This is a genomic window from Vicinamibacterales bacterium (genome assembly GCA_036504215.1).
Classification (GTDB): Bacteria; Acidobacteriota; Vicinamibacteria; order Vicinamibacterales; family Fen-181; genus FEN-299.
The window spans coordinates 46,717-66,490 of record DASXVO010000049.1 but is presented as its reverse complement, the minus strand read 5'-3'; the positions used below and the strand labels follow the sequence as shown (position 1 = coordinate 66,490).

Sequence of the window (19,774 nt, the reverse complement as noted above, 5' to 3'; positions counted from 1 at the left end):
CCGCTGCGCTCACCTCGCGCAGCGCGTAGTGACGGGACACCTGGTCCGCGTTGAGCGAGTACGGATACACGGCGACGTCGGCCAGCCACCCGTCGAACCATGCCTGCGCGGCGACGCCGTCACGGCCGAGCACGAGGGGATCCGCGCTCGACGCCAGTCCACCGGCGATCGCGCCCGATGGCACGGCCGTGCCGTTGATGTAGGCGTGCCACGCGGCGCCATCCGCTGTGAAAACGAGGTGAACCCATCCGGAACCGACCACCGTCGGCTCGAGCGTAACCGACTGCTTGCTTCGCCGCGACGTGGTAGGGGTGTCCGAGCTGCGATGCGAAGACCGGGCGGCGGCGCGTGTCAGACGGCGGTATTCCCGAACTCTCCCGAACGCAGGCCGTCGATGATCGTGGGCTGTGTCGTCCCCCTCCGGGGCCGAGCAGCCGCTCACTCGGTGAGGGCGTTCGGACGGCGATGCGGCCGCTCTCGGTCCGGCGTCACGGAGAACATCTCGCCCGCCTGCGCGGGCCCGGCGCCGATGGCCTGTGCGATCGATGTGGCGGCCGCGACTCCAATTCCTTCAACGGTGGCCCAGGAGGCTCTCGGGGTACAGAGCCCACAAGAGATACAAGTCCCTCTCAGTCACGGTACGAGAGACATACCGATGAAACGACCACATGAGCAGTACAAGGCGTGAGAGAGCCAATGCCGCTCCGGTGCTCAGGTAGGAACCAACACGCGTCTCCCAGGTTTCCGTCCGTGTCTCATCTTCTCCTTCCAGACTCGTCGTCATGTCGGTCGGCAGCACGAGGCTCGTCGGCGTCGCGCTCATCGTCATCGTGAGCCCACCCCCCCGAGCCTCATCCATGGGAACATTGTGGTCTGCAGGACCCATCGATCTATCACCGGTAACCAAGGTTCCATGGACTTCAGTCTCACAGCGAAACCGGGACCCGCAAAGAACAATGCTCGGCCTGCAACCGCTCCTTCGTCTGGCCCCATCCGGTAGTAGAAGTCCACCCTCAGGATGAAGGGCCAAGGGTGCGTTGCCGGACTGACGCCGGCTTCGCCGGCCACCGTCCGCCGGGCCCCGGCTGGACTGTCTGCGGACACGAAGCTGGCGCCCACCCGACGGAAGACATCTGTGGATGTCGACCATCCATGCGGGCTCGACACAACGTAGAAAGGCCTTCCGACGTGGGCTTCCCGTGCCAACCAGTCTGCCACGATTTCCTCGCACCGCCCCGTTGCGACCGTCGATGCGAGCCAGCCCAGTGCCAGGACGACGAGCAGCGACATCAGCAGGATCTGCAGCGATCGCCGTCGTCGCAAGAGGCGGGCAATGCCCGCACAGGCGGCCGCCGCCGCAAGCGCCCCTTGGACGAGCAACAGGTACTCGTCAGCACGCTCACGCTGGAAGCAGAATCGAACGTGATTGGCATCGAGGCAACCGTAGACCACGAAGAGCAGCGGCTGCGCGGCGAGGACCACGGCCGCCAGACGGAAGCCTGGACGAGCCAGCGCCAGGAAGAACGCCGCGATCAGGATGCGGAACGGTTCGTTCGCCAAGCCAAGGACCCAGTACCAGGGGGTAACCCAGCCACCATGGGGAGTCTGGTGCGCGGTCCACCAGAGGAGGCCGAAGTTCGCTGTGGCGAGAAACAGGATTGTCGTCTCGGGCCACGCCGGGCGGGTCGTTCTTAGACGCAAGATAAGCCTCCTGGTGTATTCGACTCCACACGGGCATTCGGGTTGCAGGCCGAGCCAGGCGGAAACTCAGTTGCTGGGACGCCTCATTTCCTGGTCCGCCTCGGCTCGAATTCAATAGACTCCGCCGCTGCCCCAAGTCGTCATAGATGGTTGCTGCTGCGTCATCCAACCGCGCCGCACCCATCTTCCGAGGCCCACCACGATCGCACGGGCGCACGAGAGGTCGTACATCACCGTGAAAGCGATTGACGTTATTTGGCCACGCAAGCCGGCAGCCCGAGCGGTGTCTCGCTTGTTCTGGCGTCGTGCCTAATACGCCTTGCGTTGTACTGGCCGCAGCTCCGATACCTGGCGAGACGCATGACGTTCTCCCAATCGATGGCCTCTTTGTCCGTCTCGCTCGTGTCGATGCGCCGCCCATGGATCGCTCCCCACTCGTGACCGAACTCATGCCACATTGCGACGGGAAGGTGGAGAGTCTCCCCACTTCCGCTGATGAAGTCGCGAACCTGCCAGGCAGGATTCTGGTCCTGTCCCTCGAAGCGCAACGAGCGCTGTCCAATGGCGCCGATGCTCGTGTCGATCGTGAACTCCCGATTGGAGGACTTCAGGTTCTCGAGATTCATCCGTACGCAGGGCCTGTAGGCAGAGCAGGGGGTGCTGCCAGCCGGGAGGCCGGGCGGCACAGAACGCGCACCGCCCCAATGGCCAAGATCGTCGTTGGTGAAGCCAAACTCCAAGACCCTCGTGTCCAGCGCCAGCCGATTCATCAGATCACCGAGGTTCCTAGCAATGGTGCCAGAGCGTTTGAAGTCTCCTATGGTGGTGTTGACCTGGACGTAGCCATCCTTTGTCATCGAAAGCTTCGACGCGGCGATGCTGCCGGCCGGGTCTTGCACCAAGGCGTCTTTCAGGGCGGCGAACGCCAAGGCTCGACTCTCATTGTCCCCCACGTCTGCAATGACTCTAAGGGCTGAGAGCGGGCTCGCGCTGTATGCGCTCTGACGGCTACCGGCTCCTTCCGGCCACTCGGCCCCGAGCGGCGACACCGGTTCCTCCGACGTCACCGCGACGTTCACCAGTTCCCCGGCGCTCGCGCCGCCCGCGCCGCCGCCGAGATACGTGCCGTCGGTCGCGGGCACCAGATTCGAGAGCCGCATCTGCCCGAGCGGACCGGGCGCAAGCACCTGGCCGTCGTTCAGCGTCACGATCAGCTCGCTGCCGCGGGCCGCGACCGAGGTGATGCTGAGGACCGGCTGGCCGCAGTCGCCGTTGTAGAACCACTGCTGGCCGATGTTGTCCCAGATCCACCCGCACGACCCGGACGGACCGTAGAAGCTCGCCAGCCCGCCAGGATTGCCGTTCGCCTGCAGCGGCATGAGCATCCCCACATGCCGCTTGGCCCCGCCGCCCCACGACGGCTCCGTGGAGTACTCCACTTGCGACGTCGCCACGATGGTCCCGTTCTCGCCCACGACGATCTCACCCCAGTCGGCCCCGAGCCCCGTGCTCCCGGTGAGGGCTCCGCTCGCGTCCACCCCCACCACCACCGCGTCCCACCGCCAGTAGTCGCCGCCCGGCCACACCAGCCGCCGGATCAGTTGCACCAGGAGGCCCCCTTGGCCGTTCGGGATCGCCCGGTACGGAGACCACAGCCCGCCGTTCGGAACCGTCACCACCTGCGTCTCCACCGCCCCCGTGCTCCGCACGAACGTCAACTGGAGTTGCTCCGGATCCACGACGCTCGGCACCACCACCGACCCGTCCAGGAGCACCGTCGGGTAGCCGGGCGTCCCAGACAGCGTCGCGCCCGGCCCACCGCCCAGGCCGATGTCCAGGCCGACAAGGGTGTTGGCCTGGTTCACGTAGTAGAGCGGACCGTTCGGGTGAATGGCAAACGGGCCGACGCCCTCGGATCCGCTTACCTCGCCGCCATGCGGGCCGAAGATCCGCAAGCGGTTCGTGAACGCCTCCCAGTCGTGGACGAGCGCCACCACGCCGCCCGACGGGTCGCCCGACACCTGCAGCACCGCGCCCCCCGCCGCGGCCGTCCATGCTTCGCGGCCGTCCTGCTCGAACGCCCGGATCATGTCGTGGCTGTGGGGCTCGCCCGGGCTCTCATACGTGTAGATCCGGTGCGTGCCGTCCGCCCGCGTCGCGCCCTGCACGATGCGCTGCACCGAACCGGCGACCGGCGGCGTCGACCACAGCGTCCTCACCTCGGACGTCGTCCCGACGACGGCCAGCACCGTGAGTTCGGCCTGGGCCGTCAGGCCCTGCCACGCGGCCGTCACGTGGACCACGCCCGCCGTCACGCCCGTCACCGTCACCTCCCCGCCCGTCGGCTCGAGTGACGCGACGCCCTCGGCGTCCACGGACCACGTGATGCCGGGCAGCACGCGCCCGAACGTGTCCTTCACCGTAAACCCGCGGCTCGCGCCCATCACCAGGCTCGCCTTCGCCGGCGACACCCGCAGGCCCAGCGGCGGCGTGGTGACCGCCTCCTCCACCGTCGCCACGTCGATGGTCGCCCGTCGCACGTTCGACGCAACATCGGTCGCCAGGACCTCGACGGTCGTCGTGCCGGCCGGAACGACGACCTGGCAGGTGAACCCCGTGTCGTCCACCGTCGCCGCCGTGCCATTGCACGACACGCCGAGCAGCCCAGACAGCCCGTCGATGACCGAGCCTCGGACCGTGACCGGCCCCGCGACTACGAGTTCGCCGAGCGACGGTGAGGTGATCACGACCACTGGAGCCGTCCGGTCGATCTTCACGTGCACGGTGGCGTTCGCCGTGGCGCCGAGATCGTTCGACGCGGTGCCCTGGACGTCCTGCTCGCCGTCCTGCGACACCTCCATCGGCGGCTGACACGTGACGGCGCCGGCTCCCGCGCACGTGAAGGACACCGTGACGGCCGTGTGGTTCCACCCGGCCGCATTGGGCGACGGCGACACCCCCCCCACAATTGAGACACCGACGGCCGCCGCTTGGCTCACGGGCACCCGAACGCCGGCCACCGTCAACGTGCCGGTTCGCACCGCACCGCTGTCGTTGGCCTCGATGGCGTACGCGAGCGGCGCGGCGCCCGCTGCGCTCACCTCGCGCAGCGCGTAGTGACGGGACACCTGGTCCGCGTTGAGCGAGTACGGATACACGGCGACGTCGGCCAGCCACCCGTCGAACCATGCCTGCGCGGCGACGCCGTCACGGCCGAGCACGAGGAGATCCGCGCTCGACGCCAGTCCACCGGCGATCGCGCCCGATGGCACGGCCGTGCCGTTGATGTAGGCGTGCCACGCGGCGCCATCCGCTGTGAAAACGAGGTGAACCCATCCGGAACCGACCACCGTCGGCCCGAGCGTAACCGACTGCCGGCTGCCGACCGCCGGGAACAGGTCGAACGTCGCCTGGCTGGCGTTGGCGTCGATCCACAGGTTGAAGGCACCGGCACTGCCGCCCCAGCTGACGATGTCGCGGCGGGCGCCCGCGACGCCTGGCACTTTCACCCAGGCTTCCCAGGTGAACGCACCCAATTCCGGTACCGCGCCGGCCGGGATCACCACCGCGCCGCTGGCGCCGTCGAATGCCGCCGAGGTCCTGCCGTCGCCGCGTGCACCCGGCTGGCCAAGCGTGACACCCGACGTGACCGTCCCGTCGTGCCCGTATCCCGATGCGTCGGCGACGGTCGTGGCCCCGGCGGGCTCAGAAAGCGGCCAGTAGCCGACAGGCTGGTCGGCCACGACCGCCTGTGCGTACGCGCTCGCGGCGTTCGGCGTCGAGATGGCGATCCACGGAACGTCGCTCGACGCGCTCCATGTGCAGCCCGCGTCACCGAACGTGACGTCGAGCGTTCCGGTCGTCGCGCCGGCCGTTGTCGCGATCGACGCGGGCGAGACGCTGGACGTGCAGAGACCGGTTCCGCGTTGCACCACGACCACGTCGATGTCGCCGACGGCAATGAACCCGACGCGCAGCGCCGGGCCTGAATTGGCTGCGACGTGGTAGGCCAACTGGCCGCTCGGCCCAGATCCGTTCACCCCGTCGAGTGCTATCCACGACGCGTCGGTCGTGGCGGTCCACGAACAGCTACTGCCGGTTGCAGTCACGGTGAACAGGCCGCCCGCCGGCTCGGCGCCGACGGTCACGACCGGCGGAGACACGGACAGGCGGCACGCGTCGCCGTCCCGCGAGTAGCCGGCCGTCGTCACGTCGCTCGCCAGGAGCCCCGCGCGGAACGCCCTCGCCTTCAGCGCGTAGTTGCCGACGGCCAGCGAGCCGCCGTTGGCGACGACCGGGTCGTTCACACCTGGTTCCTGGCCGTTGGTGCTGTAGTGGATGATGGCTCCGGGTGTCGTGCTCACGACGCTGATGCGCGAGCCTTCGGGGTAGCTGCCGGCGCCCGGCGAGAACACCGGAGCGGCGACCTTCGCGGCGAACGTCGCGACGGCCGCCGGGCTGTCGCTCCAGTCGGGATGGAGCGCGATCGCAGTCAGGGTGACCGGTCCGGTCAGCACGATCGGCGCGCCGTACACCAGCGAAGCGGACGTCGGCTGCGAGCTGTCGGTCGTGTAGCGGATGGTGGCGATCGGATCCGCGGAGATCACGACCGAATCGCCGTAGACGTAGGTGCCCGACGGCGGCGTAATGGTCGGTGCTGCCAGCCTCCCGTAGTTGAACTGGTAGTCGGCAATCGCCGCGTCGCTGTCCGCCCAGCCTGCCTTGCGACCAATCGCGATCAGTTGCGTCTTCGTGCTAATGCCAATGCCGCCCGCATAGGCCGTCGTCGACGACTCGCCGGGCTGTGGCGTGCTGCCGTCGGTCGTGTAGAACAGGGACGCCCCGGCAGTCGGTGACGCGATCGTCACGGTCTGAGGCGTGGTGGACAGACTGGCGGCGGGTTCGAACACGGGTGTCCGGACCTTCAAGACGAACGTAGCGGACGCCACGTTGCTCGGCGGCCGCCCGTCCGCCCACGCCCTCAGCTTCACTGTCGTCGTCTCGGCGATGAAGATGCCCTCGACCGGGAAGATCGGATCCGTCTCGGTGGGATCGTTGCCGTTCGTCGTGTAGCGCAGGACCGCGCCGGACGTCGTCGGTCCCCCGTGGACCTGGAACGGATCGAAGTACGTGCCGGAGGCCTCGAGGATCGGCGTGCCGGTCCGCCACGCGAATCCGGGCTCTGCGATCTGAATTGGCGACGGGCGGGCCTCGGTGGTGCCGTCACCGAGCCGGCGCGCGTCGTTGAGGCCCCACGACCAGACGCGGCCGTCGGAAGCGACGGCGAACGTCGCCCGGCCGTTGGCGGCCACGGCGACGATGTCGGCAGGGCCGGCAACCGCCGCTGGCGTTGGCACGGCCTGCCGCGCCGAACAAGTGGTGAAGTCGCCCGAGGGGCATGCCGGCGTGCCGTTGCCGAGTTGTCCGGAGTCGTTCGAACCCCACGTCCACACCGATCCGTCCGTGCGCAGTGCGATGGTGTGTGCAGCGCCACCCACGACCTGCCTCACCGGTCCGACGGCAGACACCTCCACCGGTTGCAGGCGGTCGATCTTCGTTCCGTCTCCGAGTTGGCCGCTGCCATTGGCGCCCCACGCCCAGAGTTGTCCGTGCGAGGTGATGGCATACGCGTGGACGCCGCCCGCTCCGATACCCGCGACGGTCGGCGGCAGCCCGGCGGCCTGCGCCAGCCACGTGACGGCCTGCCAGGGACTCCCGTCGCCGAGTTCGCCGTTGCCGTTGTACCCGAAGCCCCACACCGAGCCGTCGGCCTCGAGCAGCATCGTACGGTCGCCCGTCGCGGCGATCGCGACGGCGGGCAGCGCGAGCCCCGGTACCATGATCGGCGCCCCCTGATTGGTTGTCGTACCGTCGCCGAGCTGGCCGTAGCGGTTCCAGCCCCACGTCCAGACCGTACCATCGGCCTTGAGCGCCACGCTGTGGTAGCGCCCGGCGGCAATCGTCACCACGTCGCTCAATCCGGTCACGAGGACGGGCTGGAGACTGTACGCCATCGCGCCGGCACCGAGCTGGCCATAGCGATTGCTGCCCCACGTCCACACGGTGCCGTCGCTCATCAGCGCCATCGAATGGTAGCCGGCGGCCACGGCGACGACCGGCGAGAGTGACGGCACCTGTCCGGGCGTGAACCGTTCGCTGCCGGTTCCGTCGCCAAGTTGGCCGTAGTCGTTCGCCCCCCAGCTCCAGACCGTACCGTCGCTCTTGACCGCCAGGGTGTGGCTGACGCCGGCGGCAATGGAGTAACCCTGCGCCGGTGGGCGCAGCGGGGCCGGCCCCTGCGTCACGGTGACGACCTGCCCGTTGACGGTGATGTGGCCGATGCGCCTGAGGACCGACTCGTTGTCAGCAACCGTGTACTGAACGGAGCCAGGCCCGGTACCGGCGGTCGGCTCGACGCTCAACCACCGCACGTCTGCGCCAGCCTGCCACGTGCATCCGCCTGAAATCGCGCTCACGGCAATCGCGCCGGCGCCGCCCGACGCCTCGACGTCAATCGCCGCCGGCGTCACGTCGATGCAGTGGCGGGCGGCCTGTGTCACGGGAACGGCCACGCCGGCGACGTGCAGAACGCCGGAGCGCGCTTCGATGGTCTGGTTGGGCGCGACAATGTACTCGAGCATTCCGGTGCCGCCGCCGGGCGAGACGCGCGCGTCGTAGTGGTGGCCTACCTGCTCCGGTGTCAGGACGACCGGATAGACCGCCACCTCGTCGATCGCTGCGACGGCGGGACCAATGAAAACGCCTTCAACACGGTACAGGTAACCGGTGGTCGGCGCCGAGGCCTCGAGAATGCCGTCGATGTAGAGCGCTGCCGTCTGCGCCGCGGTATCCACGGTGCCGACGAGGTGGTGCCATGCGCCGTCGTTGATCGGCCGGCTGCCCTGGAGGTCGAACGCCTTCTGTCCTTCCCCGTAGGTAGCCGAGAAGCTCGCCCCTGACGGTCCGAGGGCGAGACTGTAGTTCCAGGTGCTGACGACCGTGCCGCCGCCCTGCCCGCGATACTGAACCCACGCTTCGAATGTCAGCGGCCCGCTCGGCGCGACCGTCGTGCCGTCACGGTAGAACCGGACTTGTCCGTATCCGCCGGAGGGGAATCGCGTCGCGGGATCGCCGTCGGCGGTGGCGCCGGGTACGCCCTGCTGGTAGCCGCCCTCGTAGGTGGCGTCGAAACCGTTGCCACTCGCATCCACGGCCGTTGTCGTACCCTCGTCGTCCAGACGCCAGTAGGCCGAGGGGCCGTCGGCAAGGACCTGACCTCGATAGCCGTCCAGCTGGCGACCGATCGTGATCCACGGTGTGTCGGTGGAGGCCGACCAACCGCACCCGGGAACGCCCGTCAGTTCCAGCGTTCCGGTCGCACCTTGTTCGGGCGCCGTTGCGGCGGCCTGCGCGACGGTCAGGCTGCAGGGCAAGGCGGCCTGCGTGATCGTGAAGGTCGTGTCGCCCAGCGAGAGCGCGCCGTTGCGCGTGAGGCCCGTCGGGTTGGCCTGTGCCGCGTAGTCGACGACGTCCTCGATCGGACCGTCGCTCGCCAGCGGCATGTGCTGGCTCTTGAAGTGTCGCGACACTTGCTCGAGCGTCAGTGCCCGGGGGTAATACGCGACTTCGTCGATCGAGGCCGTGATGAACCCCTCGCTGGCGTAGCTGCGGGCGCCGATGATGAAGTCCCCGCCGAAGATGACCGGACCGGTCGCGGGCGACGTTCCATCGAGCTGGCCGTCGACATACAGTCGCGCCTCGCCTGCCGTGGCGTCGGCAACGCCGACGAGGTGGTGCCAGGTCCCGTCGTTCAGCTCGGCGCTGCTGTCGAGACTGAAGACGGGGTCGAAGTAGTCCGCCCGGAACTGCGCGCGATTGCCGACGAGTTGCAGCTGGTAGCCGTACACGTCGGACACCGCACCCGCGATAGTGCCCGTGGTCGGTTCGGTGAATCGCACCCTGGCCTCGAGGCTGAAGGAGCCAGATGAAGGGTCGAGCTCGGTGCGGTAACCGACGTAGGCGTACCCGTCCGTGGAGAAGAAGGTGGCGGCGTCCCCATCTGCGAACGACGCCGCGACGCCCTGTACATAGGTGCCCGCGAGCTGCGCGTCGATCCCGTTCCCGCTGGTGTCGGCGGCCGTCGTGGTCCCCACGTCGGAGAGCCGCCAATAGGCCTTCGGGGCGTCCGAAAGGACGACGCTCGCGTATCCCAGGCGTCCGGCGCTCATCCACGATGCGTTCGAGACCGCCGGTCGCTGGCATCCCCACAACGCGCTCGCGATGAAGCTACCCGCGCCTCCGGTCTGTGCCAAGTCGGCAGAAGCCGGAGCCAGAGAGAGCGCGCAGGGCCCTGCTGCCTGGCTGATGGTGAACGTGCGCCCGCCGGCCTCAATCGTCCCCAGCCGCGGCACGCCCGTCGTGTTCGCTTCGACGACGAACCCGATCGCGGCGTTGCCCTGGCCGGACGCCCTCGTGACGTCGATCCAGGGATGGCTGACGGTCCACGCGCACGCGGCATCGGTGGTCAGGCTGAATCCGTCAGAGCGGGCTGCCCATGACGTCGCCAGCGTGGACCGCGACAGCGCGTAGGCACAGCCTTGCGGTCCGGCCTGCACGGCGACGGTTCCGCTCTTCGTCACCAGGGCGAACCCGTTGCTGGCGAAGAGCCGGAACTCGTACGCGCCAATCGTCGAGGACATCGCGAAGGTCAGGGTGGCCTCACTCATGCCCACCGAGGGTGGCGTGCTCGAGCCGGAGAGGTACTGCCACGCCACGTACGCGGTGTCAGGCGTGCCGACGGGGGCCAGGGCAACCCAGTCGGTTGCGTTCCCGGGCGCGTTGGTGAGGTGAACGGCAACTGCCTGGCCCGGCTCCGCGGTCACGGTGGCGGGCGCTATCACGCCATTGACGGCGATCCGTGCGGGCGAGGGCGGGATGGTGATAGCGGCGCTCGTCGCCAGCCGGCTGTACCCGTTGCTCGCGAAGAACCGGAACTCGTAGGTGCCGGGGACCGTCGGCATGGCGAAGAGCAGAGTGACTTCGGTGAGACCAGTGCCTGGCGGCGCGGTCGTTCCGCTCAAGTAGCGCCACGCGAGGAGCGAGGTGTCTGGCGCTCCGACGGCGTAGAGGCCGACCCAGTCGGTAGCGTTGCCGGGCCCGCCGGAGATCACCACGCTGGTGCCCGCACCGGCGGCCACGGTCACCGGCGTTCCCGAAGGCGCCCCGTTGACAGCGAGCTGCGCCTGCGACGCGGTAACCGTGACCGTGGTGCTCGTGGCCAGGCGCGCGTACGTGTTGTGGGCGAAGAATCGGAACTCGTAGTCTCCCGCAACGACCGGCAGAGCGAAGCTCAGAGAGGCCTCCGACACTCCGCTTGCGGGTGGCGCCGTAGAGCCGCTCAAGTACTGCCACCAGAGCGGTGCGGCGTCCGGACCTCCACTGGCGTACAGGGCCACCCAGTCTGTGGAGTTCGCCGGACCGCCGGCGACAGCAACGATCGCTTCTGCGCCCGCCGGAGCAGTCACGGGCGTTCCGGGCGCCGTTCCGTTGACGGCCACTCGCGCCTGAGACGCTGCGACCCTCACGACCGTGCTCGTGGTGAGGCGTGAGTATCCGTTGTTCGCAAAGAGGCGGAACTCATAGTCTCCGGCGGAGACAGGCACCGAAAACGTCAGCACCGCTGTCGGCAAGCCGGTGTCGGGCGGCGACGTCGTGCCGCTCAATTACTGCCACGAGAGGAAAGCGCGGTCGGACGCGCCCAGGGGATAGAGGGCGATCCAGTCCGTCCGACTGCCAGGCCCGCCCGACACAAGGACGGAGACGGACCCGCCAGCAGTCGCTGTCACAATCGCCGGCGGGAGGACATCGTTGACGGCGAGTGACGGCTGCGCCAGCGCGGCCGCCGAAGAGACCAGGATGAGTGCCAAGGCCAGGAGGGTCCGTCTCGCCAACATGAACGCGTCCTTCCTCGTGACGGTTGCCGTCCGCGTGTGTGCGGCGTGAGGGCCAGCAGGAACTCGGCCGTCCGATCATCGACAGCGACGAGCCCGACGCGCTGCAGCCACCACGGAGATGTCGATGCGGCATGCTGGCAGGGAGAAGTGCCGGAGAATGGACTTGCACGAGAAATGTTCGATTGCAGGGAGATCTGCGTCTCGAGAGCGGGCTGGGCGCGCGGGTTGCATGGCGCGCTCGGCGGCGGCGACGATGGCGACGAGGTCCAGATTGACGGACAGTGTCTCGTCGCGGGCCGGCCCGGGCGATGCTCCCACTCAGTGCAACGGCCCCGAAGGAGTCGTGATGTCGTTCCTGCACAACGGGACGAAGGCGGTGGGCGGCGTCGTGGATAAGGGCAAGAAGGACCTTGACCAGCTGATGCGCATCCAGAGAGTCAACGGGGAGATCCGCGCGATCGAAGCGGAGATTGGAGAGTTCGGGAGCTAGCACCGAGCACTCAGCACTCTTCTAGCACTCAGCACTTTTCTCCTTCACCAACTCCCACGCCCTCCTGACGTGCCGCTCTTCGGTCCTGAGATTTCCCACCGCGAGCCGAAGCACGAAGCGTCCATTGAGCTTCGTGTGCGACAGGAACACCTCTCCGGTGGCGTTCATCCCGTCGAGGAGTTTCTGGTTGAACGCCTCCAGGTCGGGCTCGGTCCAGTCGCGGCCGCGCGGACGGGCACGGAAGCAGACCACGCTGAACGGGACGGGCGCGAGGCGCTCGAATTCCGGGTCGGCGTCCACCCAACCGGCAAAGAGGCGTGCGAGGCGCATGTGCTCGGAGAGCCGCGCGCGGATGCCTTCTGCGCCGAAGTAGCGAAGGATCATCCACAGCTTGAGCGCTCGGAAGCGGCGGCCGAGCTGAACGCCCGTGTCCATCAGGTTCCGGACTTCGCCGGCTTCCACCGTGCGGAGGTACTCCGGCGTCAGCGAGAACGCCTGCCGAAGCAGATCCATGCGCCGGCAGTAGAACGCGCTGAGATCGAACGGCGTGAACAGCCACTTGTGCGGATTGACGACGATCGAGTCGGCGCGATCGACGCCGTCGAGGATGTGGCGGTACTCCGGAACGATCGCGGCGACGCCGGCGTAGGCGCAGTCCACGTGCAGCCACGCGTGCTCGCGTTCGCAGATTCCGGCAATCGCCGGCACGGGGTCGACGCTGGTCGTGGACGTGGTGCCCACGGTGGCCACGACCGCCATCGGGACGATGCCGTCGGCGCGATCGTCTGCGATCGCCTGCTCGAGCGCGTCGGGACGCATCCGGAACTCGGCGTCCGATGGGATCTTTCGGAGCGAGTCGTGGCCGAGGCCGAGCAGGATGACGGCCTTGTCGATCGATGAGTGCGCCTGGTCGGAGCAGTAGACACGGTAGCGGGGGAGATCGGCTCGGCCCGCCATCCCCGCGCTGCGGACGCGTGCGATGGCGGCTTCGCGGGCCGTGGCGAGTGCGTGCAGGCTCGACACCGAGGCGGTGTCGTAGATGACGCCATCGAAAACGTCCGGCAGCCCCATGAGCTGCCGCAGCCAGCCGAGTGACACCTCCTCGAGTTCCGTGACGGACGGCGAGGTCCGCCACAGCATCCCCTGGGCGTTGAGCGCCGCCGACAGGAGCTCGGCGAGCACGCCGGGGCCGCTCCCGGTGATGGCGAAGTACGCGAAGAACCCCGGGTGATTCCAGTGCGTGATGCCCGGCACAATCACGCGCTCGAAATCGGCGAGGATGGCGTCGAACGGTTCTCCCGACTCGGGCGCGTGCGTGGGCAGTGCGCGTCGTACGTCACCTGGCTTCACGCGCGACAGGACCGGGTATCTCTCGGGGTGCGCGAAGTACTCCGCGATCCAGTCAACGATCCGGTGCCCCTCCCGCCGAAACACCTCTGGGTCCATATCACCAAACGGGTTGTGTTCGCTCGACATGTGTCGGTCTTCTCCCACACGAAAATCGCAAAGAACGAAGCCGCCGAGGCGCCGACCCGATCAGAGGCTGAACCGCGCAGCGTCCACTGTGGGCTCTGTGTGGTGGCGCGATCCTACTTCCCGTGCGACTTCAGGTAATCCAGCGCGAACGCCCGCAATGGCTGTCCCACGTTCTTCGTCAGGTCCGGCAGCTCGTTCATCGCCTTCTCCACCGGCCAGCCGTCAACCATCACGCGTTTGATCGCCCAGAACATCGAGGCCCGGCCGCCGCTCGCGCAGTGCACGAGCATCGGCTGGTTCTCCGCGGCGACAACTGCCTTCAGAAAGGCGTCGACCTTGGTGGCGTCGGGTGTCTTGCTCGCAAACGGCAAGTGAATGTACGTGAGACCGGCATCGGCGGCGGCTTTGGCCTCGGCTTCGACGTTCGCGCCCTCCTCCGAGGCTTCTCGCAGGTTCACGATCGACGCGAAGCCTGCGTTCTTCAGTTGCGCGTACGCCTCGGGAGCGAGCGCGCCGCTGCACGCGAGGGTGGCATCGACTTGTGTGAAGTTCTTCGCGGCGGACACGGCCGGTTTCGAAGTGGCCGTCTGGTCCTGCGGGGGCAGAGCGGACGCGGTGGTCGCGACGACGGCGACCGTGACAACAATGAGAAGGGCCAGCTTGCTGCGCAGTGTGGTGTTCATGGCGGCATTGTAGAACACTCCAGGAGTGGTCTTCGACCGGCCGCCAGTTCCAGGATCAGGCCGGCGTCGGGGCCGTCCCCGCCGCCCGGCCCGCCTACTTTTCGACCGTGATCGTCAGCGGCGCGAGCGTGCGCACGCTCATCGGCGTGCCAGGCGGCAACACCACCGGACGCCGATCGCCGGCCATCGCGGCCGCGGTGCCGCCCGCCGCACCGATGCCCCCACCAATCGCCGCCCCCTTGCCGCCGCCAAGAATCGCACCGATGATGGCGCCGCCAATGGCTGCCCCGCCGATCTTCGCGGATGCGCCGTCACCCGGTGAGTCGCCTTCCCGGTAGACGATGTCGGTCGTGATCGGCAATCTGGTGGAGTCGGCAAGCACGAGCGTATGGAATCGAATGCCCAGGCGAGCACGGTCCTTGATCTTGCTGCCCCGCTCGACCAGCATCACGGATCCGATGACGCGCGCGCCGGCGGGAATCGCCACTCGCCCGCCCACCCGCACATCACGCGTCACCCGGGCGTCAACCCGGTCCTCGACACGCGACCGTTCGCTGCTCAGTGGCGTCTCGAGTTGCAGCCCCAGCACGGACTCTGTCGGGACGATGAGTTCGTCCCACTGCTTGACCGGTTCGGCCGCAGCCGGGGCTTCAGGGTCGCGAGTCGACACGTCGGTTGGCGCCGCGATCGGCGGAACAATCGCCGGTGCGACGGCCTCACGCGGTACAGCCGTCGCCGGAACCGCGATTGGCATCGGGGGCGTCACCTCGGACGGACGGGATGGGAGCGGCCGTTCTGCGGGAGTGGACGGCGCGTTCACCCGCGACCTGGTGGTTGTTCGCGCGGAACTTGCCGGTGCGGCAGGATCAGGGGCCGACGCCGCTGCCGACGGCGCGCGATCAGGTGACGCAGCGGGAGACACCGGCGGCGGTTGGACGTTCTCCGCTGTGCTTGGGGTGCTCGTCCCAGACGCCCCAACAGATTGTGGGACTCGAGCGGCGGTCGATGGTCCTGCAGCCAGTGGTCCTGGAGCGGCAGCCGCCACGGGAGAGGTTGCCCGGGCGTGTTCGAGCGTCGCGAGGTATGCGCCACCGCCCGCCGCCACGATGCACGCGGCAGCCACCAGGCCAAATGCTAAGGGTTTCGAGAACATGGGCGCTCCCTGACTGCCATCAGAACCAGCAAGACATGTGCCGCGGTGCACGCCCGGAATCGTCAGGTATTCGCCGCCGGCTCCGGTCCTCCATTGATCTTTCGGCCGATCCAACGTCCCCGCGAGGTGTCAGCCATTCAAATCCTTCGTTCTGTTGCAATTCTGGCACCCGTTGGGCAGAATGGCCGAACACCATGCGATTGATCGATCACTTCACGGGCTCTGGGGACACCCTGTTTCGCTGGCGCGGACAGCTCCCGCTCATCATGCTGCCGCTCCTCGTCCTCGGCCTGTTCGACGCCCGCCTGCCGGCCTCCGTTCCGCCCGGCCTCAGGGCCTGGCAGGTCGTCTCCTTCCTGGTCGCGCTCAGCGGTCTGGCGCTGCGCGTGGTAGCGATCGGCACCGCACCGGCCGGCACGTCCGAGCGCAGCACGACGAACCCGCGTGCGTCGCGTTTGCGGACGACAGGCGTCTATTCGCTGGTTCGCCATCCACTCTATCTCGGCAACTCGCTCACGGCCGTGGGCTTGGCGTGCTTCACCACCACCTGGTACGTCCCGATCATCGTCGGGCTTGCCAGCCTGCTCTACCACGAGCGCATTGCCGCGCGCGAAGAAGCGTTCCTCGAAGATCGGTTTGGCGACCAGTTTCGCGCGTGGGCAGTCCGCGTGCGGGCCGCCATTCCGCGCCTCTCAACCTACGTACCGTCCGACACACCGTTCATCTGGCGGCGCGTCCTCGGTCGCGAGTTCCACGGCCTGCTCGTCATCGGTGCGGTACTGTTCGTGCTGGATCTCGCACGGGCTGCGTTCGCGACGGGGCGGCTGGTGTTCGATCCGCTGTGGACGACGGTGTTCGGCGTGACAGCGACCGTATTCATGGTGTGCAGCCTGCTCAAAAAGCATACGGCGGTTCTCCGAGTGGACGACTGAGCGGTGGCGCCACATGTCCAGACTCGCTCCTGACGAGATAGACCGGCGTCTGAAGGAACTTCCCGGATGGCGTCGCGAGGGCGACGCCATCGTCCGGCAGTTTACGTTCGCAGGCTTTCCGGAGGCGGTGGCTTTCGTGGACCGGCTCGTGCCTGCGGCTGAGGCGGCCGACCACCACCCCGACATCACGATCAACTACAAGCGGGTGACGCTGAGCTACTCGACGCACAGCGTAGGCGGAATCACCGACAAGGATTTCGCGGGAGCGACAAAGGCCGACGCTCGCAGCGCCGAGTGACGGCTGTTCGCCGGCCAGCATGGGCGAGACTCCCGCAGATGCTCACTCGAGCGGGCGTCTGCGGGAATTGATCGCGGCTACTCTCCTTCCTGTGCTATAAACCGCGCATCACGCCGACCACTCTGCCCCGACGACAACAGGAGGTCTCGATGTCACGGCGCTTCGCGCGCATGCTGTTTCTGCCCTGTCTTCTTGCGCTGGTCCTCGCGGGCGGCTCGACCGCCCTTATCGGGAGCGGCGCTCCGCCTGCCAAGGCTCCTCAGAAGATCGATGCGGAATACACCGCGAAGATCAAGGAGTTCACCCAGGATCCAAGGGTCATCACCGAACTGGTGGACCATCTCCCGGCCTCGGACACCGTGCCTTCACCGCTGAAGTTCCTCGGCCGCGTCGTCGGCACGCCCGACGAACTGACGTACTACAAGGACATCAAGCGCTACATCGAGGCGCTCGCCAAGGCATCGCCGCGCGCCAGGCTGTTCGAGATCGGCAAGAGCGAAGAAGGCCGCGACATGATCGTCCTCGCGATCGCGGACGAGGCGACGATCAAGACGCTCGACAAGTACAAGAAGATCCTCGCCGACCTCACCGATCCGCGGAAGCTCACCGAGGCGCAGGCGCGTCAGTTGATGGCGGCCGGCAAGCCGATTTACTGGGCGACCGGCAACCTGCACACCGGCGAGACGGGCAGCGCCGAGATGGAGATGGAGCTGGCCTATCGTCTGATCGTGGAGGAGTCGCCGTTCATCCAGAACATCCGGAACAACGTCATCGTCTTCCTGACGCCGGTGCTCGAGGTCGACGGCCGGGAGAAGATCGTCGACAACCTCTACTACCGCAAGAAGACGAACAAGACGATACCGCTGGTGTACTGGGGCAACTACGTCGCGCACGACAACAACCGCGACGGCCTCGGCGTCGGCCTCAAGCTGACCGAGAACGTGCTGCGCACCTTCCTCGACTGGCATCCGACCGTGCTCCACGACCTGCACGAGTCGGTGTCGTACCTCTACTCGTCCACCGGCGCCGGCCCGTACAACGTGGCGCTCGACCCGGTCCAGACCGACGAGTGGTGGCTCCTGTCGAAGTACGAAGTGGCGGAGATGACCAAGCGCGGCGTGCCGGGCGTGTGGACTGGCGGCTTCTACGACGGCTGGGTGCCGAACTACCTGTTCTTCATCGCGAACACGCACAACGCCATCGGCCGGTTCTACGAGACGCAGACTTACGGGCCGCAGAACCAGACGCTGAACCTTCCCGTGACGTCGACCAGCCGGGAATGGTACCGGCCGAACCCGCCACTGCCGACGATCAAGTGGGGCCCGCGCAACAACGTGAACATCCAGCAGAGCGCCCTGCTCCTCGCGATGCAGTTCGTCGCGAAGAACAAGGACATGTTCCTCGAGAACTACTACCTCAAGAACAGGCGGGCCATCGAGAAGGGCAGGAACGAGGCTCCGCACGCATGGGTGATTCCCGCCGCCCAGCGCCGGAGAGGCGAGGCCGCGGCACTCGTCAACCTGCTGCGTCTGCAGGGCGTCGAAGTGCACACCGCCAACTCCGCGTTCACGGCCGGCAAGGTGCCGGTGGCCGCTGGCGACTTCATCGTCCGCATGGACCAGCCGTACAGCAACCTGGTCACGAACTTCCTCGACACGCAGTTCTTCGCTCCGGGCAACCCGTCGCCGTACGACGACACCGGCTGGACGCTGCCGCTGCTGCGCAACGTCAAGGCGCAGAAGATCGACGACAAGACGGTCCTCGGGCAGCCGATGACCATGCTGGCCGCCGATGTCCGCGTGCCAGGGACCATCACGGGAACGGGGAGCGTGTTGATCGTCGATCACAACGGTGACAACAACCTGGCGCCGTTCCGTTTCGCGCAGAAGTCCGTGCGGATGCTGGCCGCCGAAGAGGCGTTCGAGGCAGGAGGGCAGAAGTTCGGCGCAGGCGCGTTCATCATCCCCGATGCCGACCGGGTAAAGCTCGAACCGTCCATCAAGGAGTTCGGCCTGTCTGCGTTTGCGGTGGCGGCCGTGCCGACGGTCAAGAACCACGAACTCGTCGCGCCGAGGATCGGGTACGTTCACTCCTGGTCGCGCACCCAGGACGAAGGCTGGGTGCGGATGGCCTTCGACAAGCTGAAGATCCCCTACAGCTACTTTGGCGACGTCAAACTCCGCGAGGGAAATCTCAAGCAGAAGTACGACGTCATCGTGTTCCCGCACGTCGGGGGCACGCCACAGTCGCTGGTCAACGGACTGCCGATGACGGGCGACCCGATACCCTACAAGAAGTCCGAGCTGACGCCGAACCTTGGCGTGCAGGACCAGGCTGACGACATCCGTGGCGGAATGGGTCTCGAAGGGCTTGCGCACCTCGCGACGTTCGTTCAGGAGGGCGGCCTTCTCATCGTCGAGGGATCGACCACGACCGTCTTCCCCGAGTACGGATTGCTCCCTGGCATCACGATCGAGGAACCGGCCGGGCTGTTCGCGCGCGGCGTGGTGATCAAGAGCGTCTTCGCCGACAAGAAGAGCCCCATCGCCTACGGCTACGACAGCGACACGCTGGCGGTGTACTTCAACCAGGCGCCGGTGTTCGCGGTTGGCGGGACGGGGGGGGGCGGCGGTGGTCGGGGCGGCCCGCAGATTCCTGGTGTCGGCCAGAACCTGACGCCGAACGCCGTTCCCCAGACGCTGGCGACCCTCGAAGGGCAGACCCCGCCATCGGCGGTGCGTCCGCAGACGGACGAAGCCGCGCAGATGACGCAAATGGCCCGCCAGATGGGATTCAACGTTGACGCCGTGCGGCCGCGTGTCATCCTGCGATTCCCGAGCGATCCGAGCGACATGCTCCTCAGCGGCGGGCTGTTGGGTCAGCAGGCTCTGGTGGGACGTCCGGTGGTGATGGATGCCCAGCTCGGCAAGGGCCACGTGGTGATGTTCGCCAACCGACCCTACTGGCGGTGGCAGACGCATGGGAGCTTCAACCTGGGGTTCAACGCGATTCTGAACTGGAATCATCTCGACGCCGGGAAGTGATGGGATAGCGGACTCTGCCGATTGCCGTCGGTGGCGGGGCCTCG

The 19,774-nt window shown here is 67.5% G+C and carries 11 protein-coding genes; 4 read left to right on the top strand and 7 right to left on the bottom strand.

The genetic code is table 11. The annotated features are described in order from the left end of the window. The 4 genes from VGK32_14400 to VGK32_14385 form a co-directional block, all read right to left on the bottom strand. Nucleotides 1–262, bottom strand: a 262-nt coding sequence (locus VGK32_14400) for a LamG-like jellyroll fold domain-containing protein (GenBank protein HEY3382963.1), incomplete at its 3' end; no start/stop codon positions are given. A gap of 563 nt (nucleotides 263–825) precedes the next feature. Further along, nucleotides 826–1,701 (bottom strand): hypothetical protein, encoded by an 876-nt coding sequence (locus VGK32_14395; GenBank protein HEY3382962.1) that lies wholly within the window; start codon nucleotides 1,699–1,701, stop codon nucleotides 826–828. Between the two features lie 251 nt (nucleotides 1,702–1,952). Further along, entirely contained in the window at nucleotides 1,953–11,423 is a 9,471-nt protein-coding gene (locus VGK32_14390) for a LamG-like jellyroll fold domain-containing protein (protein ID HEY3382961.1), read from the bottom strand. After that, nucleotides 11,424–11,654 carry a hypothetical protein gene (locus tag VGK32_14385; GenBank protein ID HEY3382960.1) on the bottom strand — a complete coding sequence of 77 codons (231 nt, stop codon included), beginning with the start codon at nucleotides 11,652–11,654 and terminating at the stop codon, nucleotides 11,424–11,426. 346 nt (nucleotides 11,655–12,000) lie between these two features. Between VGK32_14385 and VGK32_14380 the strand changes: the two genes are divergently transcribed. Further along, complete coding sequence (locus VGK32_14380; GenBank protein HEY3382959.1) at nucleotides 12,001–12,144, top strand: hypothetical protein; 144 nt, start codon at nucleotides 12,001–12,003, stop codon at nucleotides 12,142–12,144. A gap of 21 nt (nucleotides 12,145–12,165) precedes the next feature. Here the strand turns inward: VGK32_14380 and VGK32_14375 are convergent, their stop codons facing one another. The 3 genes from VGK32_14375 to VGK32_14365 form a co-directional block, all read right to left on the bottom strand. After that, the gene (locus VGK32_14375) at nucleotides 12,166–13,620 is read right to left on the bottom strand and encodes a pyridoxal-dependent decarboxylase (GenBank protein HEY3382958.1); all 1,455 of its coding nucleotides are present in this window, start codon (nucleotides 13,618–13,620) and stop codon (nucleotides 12,166–12,168) included. A 113-nt stretch (nucleotides 13,621–13,733) separates the two neighbouring features. After that, nucleotides 13,734–14,303, bottom strand: coding sequence for a sulfur transferase domain-containing protein (locus VGK32_14370; GenBank protein ID HEY3382957.1), 570 nt, complete (start codon nucleotides 14,301–14,303; stop codon nucleotides 13,734–13,736). Between the two features lie 94 nt (nucleotides 14,304–14,397). Continuing rightward, nucleotides 14,398–15,057 (bottom strand): hypothetical protein, encoded by a 660-nt coding sequence (locus tag VGK32_14365; protein ID HEY3382956.1) that lies wholly within the window; start codon nucleotides 15,055–15,057, stop codon nucleotides 14,398–14,400. A 593-nt stretch (nucleotides 15,058–15,650) separates the two neighbouring features. On the opposite strand from VGK32_14365, the gene VGK32_14360 reads away from it, so the two are divergent. The 3 genes from VGK32_14360 to VGK32_14350 all read left to right on the top strand — a co-directional run bounded on the left by VGK32_14360 (nucleotide 15,651) and on the right by VGK32_14350 (nucleotide 19,730). Beyond that, on the top strand, nucleotides 15,651–16,388 hold the full coding sequence (locus VGK32_14360; GenBank protein ID HEY3382955.1) for an isoprenylcysteine carboxylmethyltransferase family protein: 738 nt from the start codon (nucleotides 15,651–15,653) through the stop codon (nucleotides 16,386–16,388). 13 nt (nucleotides 16,389–16,401) lie between these two features. Next, nucleotides 16,402–16,686 carry a 4a-hydroxytetrahydrobiopterin dehydratase gene (locus tag VGK32_14355; protein ID HEY3382954.1) on the top strand — a complete coding sequence of 95 codons (285 nt, stop codon included), beginning with the start codon at nucleotides 16,402–16,404 and terminating at the stop codon, nucleotides 16,684–16,686. A gap of 149 nt (nucleotides 16,687–16,835) precedes the next feature. Continuing rightward, nucleotides 16,836–19,730, top strand: coding sequence for a M14 family zinc carboxypeptidase (locus tag VGK32_14350; protein HEY3382953.1), 2,895 nt, complete (start codon nucleotides 16,836–16,838; stop codon nucleotides 19,728–19,730). Nucleotides 19,731–19,774 lie beyond the last annotated feature (44 nt).

Bases quoted from the DNA above. Each gene is read 5' to 3' on its own strand.
- VGK32_14355 (HEY3382954.1), top strand. From the start codon at position 16,402: ATGTCCAGACTCGCTCCTGACGAGATAGACCGGCGTCTGAAGGAACTT.
- VGK32_14375 (HEY3382958.1), bottom strand. From the start codon at position 13,620: ATGTCGAGCGAACACAACCCGTTTGGTGATATGGACCCAGAGGTGTTT.
- VGK32_14350 (HEY3382953.1), top strand. From the start codon at position 16,836: ATGTCACGGCGCTTCGCGCGCATGCTGTTTCTGCCCTGTCTTCTTGCG.
- VGK32_14380 (HEY3382959.1), top strand. From the start codon at position 12,001: ATGTCGTTCCTGCACAACGGGACGAAGGCGGTGGGCGGCGTCGTGGAT.
- VGK32_14370 (HEY3382957.1), bottom strand. From the start codon at position 14,303: ATGAACACCACACTGCGCAGCAAGCTGGCCCTTCTCATTGTTGTCACG.
- VGK32_14365 (HEY3382956.1), bottom strand. From the start codon at position 15,057: ATGCCAATCGCGGTTCCGGCGACGGCTGTACCGCGTGAGGCCGTCGCA.
- VGK32_14385 (HEY3382960.1), bottom strand. From the start codon at position 11,654: ATGTTGGCGAGACGGACCCTCCTGGCCTTGGCACTCATCCTGGTCTCT.
- VGK32_14360 (HEY3382955.1), top strand. From the start codon at position 15,651: ATGCGATTGATCGATCACTTCACGGGCTCTGGGGACACCCTGTTTCGC.